Raw genomic sequence first — 9,740 nt, 5'->3', positions numbered from 1 at the left:
CTTTCATCAAATAGCAGCCGCCTGCCTGCTCGATTCCTGCGGCTGACTGCCGGGTGCGAAGATCTCCTGATCGACGAAGGTGAGCGCCCGCATGGCGCAGCCTTCGCGGATGAGCGGCCGTTCGTCGGGCTCGGTGTCGAAGGAGATCGAACCGGAATGCTGGCCGCCAGCCGTTCTGGCGATTGCCGCGCGCAATGACGGCTCGATAAGGTCGAATGCCGCAGCGCCGATGCCGACCACGGCCACAGGCGCAGGATCGATCAGCGCGAACAGGCTGCCTAGTCCAAAACCCAGCGCTTCGCCGGCCGTACGATAGGCCTCGCGTTCGGGGCCATCGCCTTCGCGCGCCAAGGCGGCAAGCGCCTGCATGTCGTCATCGACGATGTTGGCTGCCGGTTCGGAGCTTTCGGCGAGGCCATGGGCATTGCGCCAGATGGCGTAATTGCCGGCATAGGCTTCGACGCAGCCGCGTCGGCCGCAGCGGCAGCGCGCGCCATCGGGCTTGTGGATCATGTGGCCGAACTCACCGCCGGAAGAATGCGTGCCGGTGAACAACTCGCCCTTCAAAATCATGCCCATGCCGATGCCGTGGGAGAGGAGGATGGCGATGAAATCCTCACGGTAGCGCTCGGGGTTCCGCCAGCGCAGCGCCTCGGCCATCATGTTGCAGTCGTTCTCGACGATGACCGGAATGCCGAAGCGGGCTTCCAGCAAGTCGGCGAACGGGATGTCGGTGTGAGGGGTGATCGGCGTCCAGAGCAGGATGCGGGCCTGAGCGTCGGTGATGCCTTGTACGGCGAGCGCGATGCGCAGAACCCGGCGGCCGCTGAGTTGCAGGCGGTCCAGGCCTTGGCCGACAATGTCGATGCATTGCTGGATGAGGTCTTCGCGACCCATATGCTGGGTGTCGAGCCGGCGATGCTCCTCGGCTACCACATGGCCGGTATAGTCGATGATCGCGGCTGAGAGGAAATTGAGGGAGAGGACCACGGCGGCAACCACGGCTGCATCCGGATTGAGCGCAAGCGCGACCTGCGGACGGCCGCGCTTCAACGACGTTGTTTCGCCGCGCGCTTCCATCAACACGCATTCGCCGATGAGGTCGGAGGATATGGCCGATATGGTCGAGTGGCTGAGACCGGTCGTCGCTGCGATCTCGGTGCGTGAAGGCTGGCCGTCCCGGCGCACGGCAGAGATGACCATGGCACGATTGCGCCGCCGCAAGTCGTCGTGGCGGATTCCCACCGACATCGTTATTTCCTCCCCTTGCGATTGCTAGGGCACGGCAATCGGCAAGATGTCAATTGTGGCAGAAGCCACGCGGGCTGTCATTATTTTTTCGGAACTCGAAAAAATAGAAATCCGAAAAGGAAATCCGTTGACAGCTGCCAATCCTTACGTCATGATTTTTTTTGAGGCTCGAAAAAAAGAGCTTCTGTACGGGTCTTAAGGCCAATTAGTCAGCGCCGAGCGGCGCAGGGAGGAAATCATGAGGAAATTTGCAACCGCCATGTTGGCGGGTGTTGCTTTGTCTTTGACGCTGGCGTCCGTCGCCCATGCGAAAGACAAGGTAATCGGCGTGTCCTGGTCCAACTTCCAGGAAGAGCGCTGGAAGACCGACGAGGCGGCCATGAAGAAGGCTATCGAAGCCGCTGGCGATAAATACATCTCCGCCGACGCCCAGTCCAACCCGACCAAGCAGCTTGCCGATGTGGAAAGCCTGATCAGCCAGGGCGCCAACGCGCTCATCATCCTGGCGCAGGACGCTTCCGCCATTGGTCCGGCTGTGCAGAAGGCCGTCGACGAAGGCATTCCGGTGGTTGGCTACGACCGCCTGATCGAAAACAAGGATGCCTTTTACCTGACCTTCGACAACACGGAAGTCGGCCGTTTGCAGGCGAAGGCCGTGTTCGCTGTCAAGCCGGAAGGCAACTACGTGTTCATCAAGGGTTCGGGCGCCGATCCGAACGCCGATTTCCTGTTCGCTGGCGCCATGGAAGTTCTCAAGGGCGCCATCGACGCCGGCAAGATCAAGAATGTCGGCGAGGCCTATACCGACGGCTGGCTGCCTGCCAACGCCCAGAAGAACATGGAGCAGTTCCTGACTGCCAACGACAACAAGGTCGACGCTGTCGTTGCTGCCAATGACGGCACCGCCGGCGGCGCAATCGCAGCGCTTCAGGCACAGGGCCTTGCCGGCTCGGTTCCGGTTTCGGGCCAGGACGCTGACCATGCCGCGCTGAACCGTATCGCGCTGGGTACGCAGACGGTGTCGGTGTTCAAGGATGCGCGCGATCTTGGCAAGAACGCCGCCGAAATCGCCTCGCAGCTCGCCGACGGCAAGGCCATGGGCGACATCGCCGGGGCAAAGGATTTCACCACGCCTGGCGGAAACACCGTCAAGTCGGTGTTTCTGACCCCGGTCGCCATCACCAAGGACAATCTGAACGTCGTCATCGACGCCGGCTGGATTTCCAAGGACGCGGTCTGCACCGGCGTGAAGGCCGGCAGCGTTTCGGTCTGCAACTAAGCCGCAGGCCCTTGTCCAGCAAACGACGCCGCGGCCTCACGGTCGCGGCGTTTCTCAAGGTGCTTTCCGCTTCCGGGACGAAGGGAATGCAGCTACGATCGGCTTCCGGCATCCGCGCCAGACGGCAAACCGGTGGGAGGATTTCATGACAGATTCGACGTCCAGCGCCCGCGCGGACCAGGCCCGCGCTTCCGAGCTCAATGCCGTCGGCCGCTTTCTTCAGGCGACCGAGCTCGACACCCGCATGCTCGGGATGGTCGCCGCATTGATCATCATCTGGGTCGGACTTCATTTCCTTTCAGGCGGCCTGTTCCTGACGCCGCGAAATCTCTGGAACCTTTCGGTGCAGTCGTCCTCGGTCGCCATCATGGCCACCGGCATGGTGCTGGTCATCGTCATGCGCAACATCGACCTATCAGTCGGCTCGCTGGAAGGCGTCGTCGGCATGATCATGGGCGTGACGCAGGCGCATATACTGATCCGCGTCATGGGGTTCGATCTCGGAAACCCCTGGATCTGGGTCATTGCGCTGGCGGTTGGCGTGGCGGTGGGCCTTCTGATCGGCGCGTTCCAGGGTTTCATCATCGCCTATCTCGACGTCCCGGCCTTCATCGTCACGCTGGGCGGCCTACTGGTCTGGCGTGGCGCTGCGTGGTGGGTCACCAGCGGACAGACGGTTGCGCCGCTCGACTCGACCTTCCAGCTCATGGGCGGCGGGCCGGCTGGATCGATCGGCTCGATGTGGAGCTGGGTCGTAGGGCTGGTCGCCTGCGCCGCGGTGGTCGGGCTGCTTCTCAACGGACGCACCCAGCGCAAGCGCTTCAAATTCCCGCTCCGCCCCGTATGGGCTGAAGCCTTCCTCGGCGCGGTTGCCTGTGCGGTCATCCTTGGCGCCGTCTGGATCGCCAATTCCTATCCCTGGCCGGCTGGCATCGTGAAACGCTACGCCGAGGCCAGCGGCATCCCGGTTCCGGAAGGCGGACTGTTCATCGCCCACGGCATCGCCATTCCGGTGCTGATCGCGGTCATTGTCGGCATCGTCATGACCTTCGTCACCAACCGCACGCGTTTCGGACGTTACGTCTTCGCCATCGGCGGCAACCCGGAGGCGGCCAGCCTCGCCGGCATCAACACGCGTTGGGTGACCATGAAGGTGTTCATGATCATGGGCGTCCTGGGCGCCATCGCCGCGGCGATTTCCTCGGCCCGCCTCAATGCTTCGACCAACTCGCTGGGCACGCTGGACGAACTGCTGGTCATCGCGGCGGCGGTCATCGGCGGCACGTCGCTCGCCGGCGGTTCGGGAACTGTGATCGGCGCCATGCTGGGCGCGCTGCTGATGCAGTCGCTGCAATCGGGCATGGTGCTGTTGGGCATCGACACGCCGCTGCAGAACATCGTTGTCGGCGCGGTGCTTGTCGTCGCCGTCTGGCTTGATACTTTCTATCGCAAACGCGTCTGAGGGAGCAGGATCATGGACCGAACCGGTACTCCGCTCATCGAAATGAAGGACATCTCCATCGCTTTCGGCGGCATCCGCGCCGTCGACAGCGCATCCTGCGACCTCTATCCAGGCGAGGTGGTGGCGCTGCTCGGCCACAATGGCGCCGGCAAGTCGACCTTCATCAAGATACTCTCCGGCGCCTACAAGCGCGATGCCGGGCAGATATTCGTCAATGGCGAGGAAGCGCAGATCAACAATCCGCGCGACGCCAAGAAATACGGCATCGAGACGATCTACCAGACGCTGGCGCTGGCGGACAATGTCGATGCGGCTGCCAATCTGTTTCTCGGCCGCGAGATCATGACCCAGTACAACACGCTGGACGACGTCGCCATGGAGGCGGAAGCCCGCAAGGTGATGGGGCGGCTCAACCCGCGCTTCCAGCGCTTCAAGGAGCCGGTGGTGAAGCTCTCCGGAGGCCAGCGGCAGTCGGTCGCCATCGCCCGGGCCATCCTGTTCAACGCCCGTATCCTGATCATGGACGAGCCGACGGCGGCGCTTGGACCACAGGAAACGGCCCAGGTGGGCGAACTGGTGAAGCAACTCAAGGCCGATGGCATCGGCATCTTCCTGATCAGTCACGACATCCACGATGTCTTCGACCTGGCAGACCGGGTCTGCGTCATGAAGAACGGGCAGGTGGTCGGCACGGCACGCACGCAGGACGTCACCCAGGACGAGGTGCTCGGCATGATCATCCTGGGCAAATGCCCGCCCGGCGCCATACCTGGCCCCGGCGCGCTCAAGATCGCAGCCTGAACCGGCACAAGGGGCCCGCGGCTCTGCGGCGACAGTGTGACGCTCGCCATTGTGTTGGCGTAAGGACTTGCTAATAAGGTGCGGAACCGCAGGGCCCGCATCCACCGTTGAAAAAACTTTTCCCAGTTATAGCGTTTGTCGCCGTTGCGCTGATCAGCCTTGCGATGGCCGGGTTCGCCTATTTCGCAACGCAGGAAGCCGCGCGCATCAAGTTCGACGCGGTCGCCGACGATGCGCTGAACCGCATCGAAAGCCGCGCCGACCTCCATCTTTCGCTGCTGCGCTCGACCAAGGCGCTGTTCGATGTGCGCAAGAGCGACGTTTCGCGCAGCGAGTTCAGTTCGTTCTTCAACGCGCTCGACATAGATGGCCATTTTGCCGGCTTGCGCGGCATCGGCATGTTGAAGCTGGTTAAAACCGGCGACGAAATCATCGCCCAGCGCGAGATTCAGCGCAATATCGGGGAGATGCGGGCGGTCTATCCGGCGACGACCTTGCCATGGCGCACGCCGATCGTGATGTTCGAGCCGCTGGATGCCTCGAACCGCGCTGCCATCGGCTACGATATGGCGACCGACCCCGAACGACGGGCGGCGCTGGAAAAGGCGATGACGGACGACGAGCAGCACGCGACCGGCCCGGTGGTGCTCGGCCAAGCGACGCAGGCCGGTCAGACCTTCACCGGTTTCCTCGTCTTCGTCCGTCTGAACGCGGCGACGGCGCCGGACGGCATCGATGCCGACCGCCCGGCGACGACCGGCTTCCTCTACGCCGCCTTCCGCGCCCGGGAGCTTTTCCAGGTTGCTCTGAACCGTGCCCCGCTACTGCCGGTCAACATCGAGGTCTATGACACCAGCGGCGAAGGCCAGAACCTGCTCTTCCGATCGGAGACCCCTCCGGTCCATTCCATCGGCGCCGATCTGGTGGTGACCCGAAAAATTGCCGTTGCCGGGCGCGAATGGGTCGTGCAGTTCCGGCCAACCAGCGGTTTCTCGCCGCCATCCTCACGCGGCATTCCGGTCATGCTCGGCCTGTTCGGCCTTCTGCTCGCAGGCGCCATTGCGTTGGTCGCCCGCTTCCAGCAGCGCGCCTTCGAGGCGGTCGCAGAAATGCACGAGACATCCGAGAAGAGCCTGCTGGAGAAGGATCTGATGCTCCAGGAAATGAAGCATCGCATCAAGAACTCGATCACGCGCGTGCTGGCGATGGCGCGTCAAACGGCGGCGGGCGCCGCCGACATCAAGGAGTTCTCCAATTCCTTCGCCGCGCGCCTGCAGGCCATGGCTGCCTCACAGGACATGCTGACACGCTCACGCTGGCAGAAAGCCGACCTCCGCGACCTGTTGCAAATCGAGCTGGGCCAGGTGTTCGGCAAGGATCTGCCCGACGACCTGCTTTCAGGTCCGGAAGTGCTATTGGACGAGACAACCACGCAGGCGCTGGGTCTGACTTTCCACGAATTGGCCACCAACGCGCTTAAATATGGCGATGCCGGCAATTCCACCGATGCGCTGAAGGTCAATTGGCGCGTCGAAGGTATCGGGCAGAACCGCATGCTTCGGCTCAACTGGCGCGAGACAGGCCGCAAGGATGTCAAAGCGCCTCAGACAACCGGTTTCGGCACCAAGCTTATCGACATGAACATCACGCGCGAACTGCGCGGCACCATCGAGCGCGATTTCCACGCCGATGGTCTCAAGGTCGCCATCAGCATTCCGCTGAAGGCCTAGAATCAAGGCTGGAAAAAAGAGGCCGGCAAAGCCGGCCTCTTCTCGATGCTTAGTTGCAACGCGCCGTATAGATACGGCCCGTCCGCGGGCTGCGGTACTGGCAATAGCCGTTGCGCAGATTGCGCACCAGAAGGCCTGAACCGGCGCCGACCGCGGCGCCGATAAGGGCGCCTCGACCACCGCCAACGGCGCCGCCGATCAGCGCGCCTGCCGCCGTACCAACACCCACGTCCTGTTCGGTCGTGGTGCAGCCGCTAAGCGCCGCAACGGCGGCAACGGCCAACATGAGCTTCCGCATGAAGTCACTCCTCTCGCTTTGAAAAACGTCTCTGCCTTACGGCATGTCCTCCAACCTCTAGCACGAGAGGGCGGTGGCCGGCCGCAATAGACTATTCTTGGCTAAGATAGTCTTTTTGTTGGCGCAAGTTATTTGATGCGACAACCACTGCCGGCGTTTCGAAAGCGGCATTGAGAGACCCATCCGGATTGACGTTCCAGACCAGTTCACCTTCTTCCTCTTCGAGAGCCGGGTCCACGGCGATGCAAGTACCCAGAACCCGTTCTGCCGCCTTTCCCATCGAATTCAGAGTGAACGGGCGTTCGCTCATGCATTCGTCCGCGGTTTCGAAGATGGTCACCGGTGCGGGCAGTTCGCGGCACTGGGAAAGATCGTTCGAGCAGCCGATAATCAGAAGCACTGCAGCAATATGTTCCATCGCTGGATCCTTTCGCCACAAGAAACGGATTTCCCGCGCCGAAGTTCCGTAGGGCGCAAAAGTCAGTGGATGGACGGGCAACCTTGGTCGAATGCCGGGCGTCTCACGCAAGCCGACAGCCAGACCGACAGGCAGACGCGGTCAGGCTGCCTCGAAATTTCCGTGCGGAACGACGAGGCGATATTCCAGCCTGTCGTTGGAAATATCCAGCGTGGCGCTGCCATTGAGCGAGGCCGGCACAACGCGCTCGAGCGCCACGCTGCCGAAGCGGCGCTCATTGCGAACGCTGTCGCCGGCGGAGATCGCCTCGCGCCAGGTCAGGACAAGTATCCTGCCTTCGCCTTCCGCCTCGAAATCGGCGCTGATTTCGACGAAGCCTTCCGGTTGCGACAGCGCACCGTAGCTGACCGAGTTGACCGCCAGTTCGTGCATGGCGAGGCCGATATGGAGCGTTGCATTGGGATTGATGTAGGGGTTCATGCCCTGGAAACGGAGGGCGCGGGCGGGATCGAACCCGTAGCGGCCGACCTGGCCCGTCACAAGTTCCCGCAACTCGGCGCCGCGCCAGTTCGAGGAGGTGACGAGGTCCTGGGAGGAGGCCAGGGATTGCAGCCTGCCGCGAAAGCGGCCGAGAAAGTCGCTTATGGTCTCCGAATAGCGACCTGTCTGGGTGGCGATGCTCTGGATGATCGCCAGAAGGTTCTTCGAACGGTGGCTGACTTCGCGCAGCAACACTTTCAGGGTCTGCTCGCGCTGCTTTTGTTCTGTCGTTTCGATCTTGGTCGTAATCACGCCCTGAATCTTGCCGGTCTCGTCCAGATCCGCATCGACCCATACCTCGAACCAGCGGATCCTGTCGTCGGCGACGACGGTGAGTTCGAACCGTTCGGACTGTCCGTTGGCGACCACGGCGCGGCGCGACGTGAGGATTTGTTCGTTCTGGGAGGGGGAAAGGATGCTGCGGTCTTCATCCTCTGTCATCCAGGGGGCGCGCATGTTGCGCGCCCAGACAGCCTTGAGTTCGGGATCCTGGTAAAGAACGGAAACACCGGCATTGCGCAGCGCATGCATCATTGCGCGGCCAAGCATCTCACCTCGATCGCTCGGCAGGCTAACGATTTCCTCAGACATCTCAGGGGCCTGCCAGCTTCGTTTCAGACGGAATATCCGGTTTTTCCCATGCCATTTCCTTGGAACGGCACAGGCAGGGATAGGTTCCGTTGACAATTCGTAAGCTGATCCCAAAAAGTTCCGCCGGACGGCGTTCCATTGCGGAACACTGCCCGGCGGTGGCTGGAAACCGTTTGAGGGGGTGCGGCTTCCAGTGTTCAGGCGCGACGGAAAAGACCCGCCAGCAGCGAAATGACCAGGAAGGCGAGGAAGACAAAGAACAATATCTTCGCGAGACCGGCGGATGCTCCCGCAATACCGCCGAATCCAAGCGCGCCCGCAATGATGGCTACAACCAGAAAAACGAGCGCCCAATAAAGCATGTTCCATCTCCTTCCAATGATGCGACAAAACGCAAAGCCGGTGGCGTTAGTTCCGTCGATTAGCCGAAAAGAGAAGGAAATGCAGCGTCAGGCGGCGGCTTTCGCATGGCGGTCGAAAAACAGCGCCTGGCTGATCAACGCCTTGACCATGTCGGGGTTGAAGGGCTTCGTCACCAGGAAGGCCGGCTCCGGCCTTTCGCCGGTCAGCAGACGCTCCGGGAATGCCGTGATGAAGATCACAGGCACCGAGGTCGAGGAGAGGATCTCGTTGACGGCTTCAAGCCCGGAACTGCCATCGGCAAGCTGGATGTCGGCCAGCACCATCTTCGGGCGAGTCTTGCCGAACATGGCCACAGCCTCCGCATGGGTACGCGCCGTTCCGACGACGCGGTGGCCGAGGCTTTCGACCATTTCCTCGATATCCATGGCGATCAGCGGCTCATCCTCGATGATGAGGACATCGGTGGCGACCTGCCGTGAAATCTCGTTGCTGGCCTGCGACAGAAGCTCGGTGAACTCCTCTTCGCTGACATCGAGGACCTCGGCCGCTTCGGCCTCGCTGAAGCCTTCGACGGCCACCAAAAGAAAAGCCTGGCGCGGCAGCGGGGCCAGCGCATTGAGATTCGTCACTGCCCGTTGCTCCCATGCGGATTGGCTCTGTTCCTGGGGAACGCGGATGGCCACGGATGTGAACAGCTTGGCGAATATGCGGTAGAGGGCAATGCGGTCATTGGAAGCCCGCGGGAAAATCCCCACATCGGCGATGATTGCCTCCAGCATCGCCGCAACCATTGCGTCGCCGCTCTCCTGCGATCCCGAAACGGCTCGTGAAAACCTTCGCAGGTAAGGCAGATGTGGGGCGATGGTAGCGGATAGGCTCATGGTTGACGTCTCCCTCATGTGACGTGAAAGATCAATTGCGGTGCGGGCAGTTTCCAAATCCCATACTCGAGAACGCCGATACCGGGAAAAAGTTCCACCTTGTGGGAACCAGTTCCGTGCGAAAGC

General features: G+C 61.9%; 10 protein-coding genes. 4 read left to right on the top strand and 6 right to left on the bottom strand.

The window, feature by feature from the left end:
• Positions 1 to 6: 6 nt before the first annotated feature.
• Positions 7 to 1,251, bottom strand: a complete 1,245-nt coding sequence (locus tag ASD44_RS13035; protein ID WP_056112627.1) for an ROK family protein — start codon at positions 1,249 to 1,251, stop codon at positions 7 to 9.
• A 238-nt stretch (positions 1,252 to 1,489) separates the two neighbouring features.
• On the opposite strand from ASD44_RS13035, the gene xylF reads away from it, so the two are divergent.
• The 4 genes from xylF to ASD44_RS13015 all read left to right on the top strand — a co-directional run bounded on the left by xylF (position 1,490) and on the right by ASD44_RS13015 (position 6,523).
• Positions 1,490 to 2,530 (top strand): D-xylose ABC transporter substrate-binding protein, encoded by a 1,041-nt coding sequence (gene xylF / locus ASD44_RS13030; protein ID WP_056112624.1) that lies wholly within the window; start codon positions 1,490 to 1,492, stop codon positions 2,528 to 2,530.
• Between the two features lie 145 nt (positions 2,531 to 2,675).
• Positions 2,676 to 3,992 (top strand): sugar ABC transporter permease, encoded by a 1,317-nt coding sequence (locus tag ASD44_RS13025; protein ID WP_056112621.1) that lies wholly within the window; start codon positions 2,676 to 2,678, stop codon positions 3,990 to 3,992.
• A gap of 12 nt (positions 3,993 to 4,004) precedes the next feature.
• Positions 4,005 to 4,793, top strand: coding sequence for an ATP-binding cassette domain-containing protein (locus tag ASD44_RS13020; RefSeq protein ID WP_056112618.1), 789 nt, complete (start codon positions 4,005 to 4,007; stop codon positions 4,791 to 4,793).
• A 107-nt stretch (positions 4,794 to 4,900) separates the two neighbouring features.
• Positions 4,901 to 6,523 (top strand): CHASE domain-containing protein, encoded by a 1,623-nt coding sequence (locus tag ASD44_RS13015; protein ID WP_056112615.1) that lies wholly within the window; start codon positions 4,901 to 4,903, stop codon positions 6,521 to 6,523.
• 49 nt (positions 6,524 to 6,572) lie between these two features.
• Here ASD44_RS13015 and ASD44_RS13010 read toward each other — a convergent pair whose 3' ends face one another.
• The 5 genes from ASD44_RS13010 to ASD44_RS12995 form a co-directional block, all read right to left on the bottom strand.
• A complete protein-coding gene (locus ASD44_RS13010; protein ID WP_056112611.1) occupies positions 6,573 to 6,821 on the bottom strand; it encodes a YMGG-like glycine zipper-containing protein in 249 nt (82 codons plus the stop codon).
• Between the two features lie 91 nt (positions 6,822 to 6,912).
• Positions 6,913 to 7,239 (bottom strand): hypothetical protein, encoded by a 327-nt coding sequence (locus ASD44_RS13005; RefSeq protein ID WP_056112607.1) that lies wholly within the window; start codon positions 7,237 to 7,239, stop codon positions 6,913 to 6,915.
• 141 nt (positions 7,240 to 7,380) lie between these two features.
• Complete coding sequence (locus tag ASD44_RS13000; RefSeq protein ID WP_244478773.1) at positions 7,381 to 8,328, bottom strand: sensor histidine kinase; 948 nt, start codon at positions 8,326 to 8,328, stop codon at positions 7,381 to 7,383.
• Between the two features lie 239 nt (positions 8,329 to 8,567).
• Positions 8,568 to 8,732: a DUF1328 domain-containing protein gene (locus ASD44_RS18205; protein WP_082542470.1), complete on the bottom strand. Its 165-nt coding sequence runs from the start codon at positions 8,730 to 8,732 to the stop codon at positions 8,568 to 8,570.
• Positions 8,733 to 8,819: 87 nt separating this feature from the next.
• Entirely contained in the window at positions 8,820 to 9,614 is a 795-nt protein-coding gene (locus tag ASD44_RS12995; protein WP_056112603.1) for a response regulator, read from the bottom strand.
• Positions 9,615 to 9,740: the final 126 nt, after the last annotated feature.

The organism is Mesorhizobium sp. Root554 (assembly GCF_001427025.1).
Taxonomy (GTDB): Bacteria; Pseudomonadota; Alphaproteobacteria; order Rhizobiales; family Rhizobiaceae; genus Mesorhizobium.
This window is presented reverse-complemented; position numbering and strand designations above follow the sequence as displayed.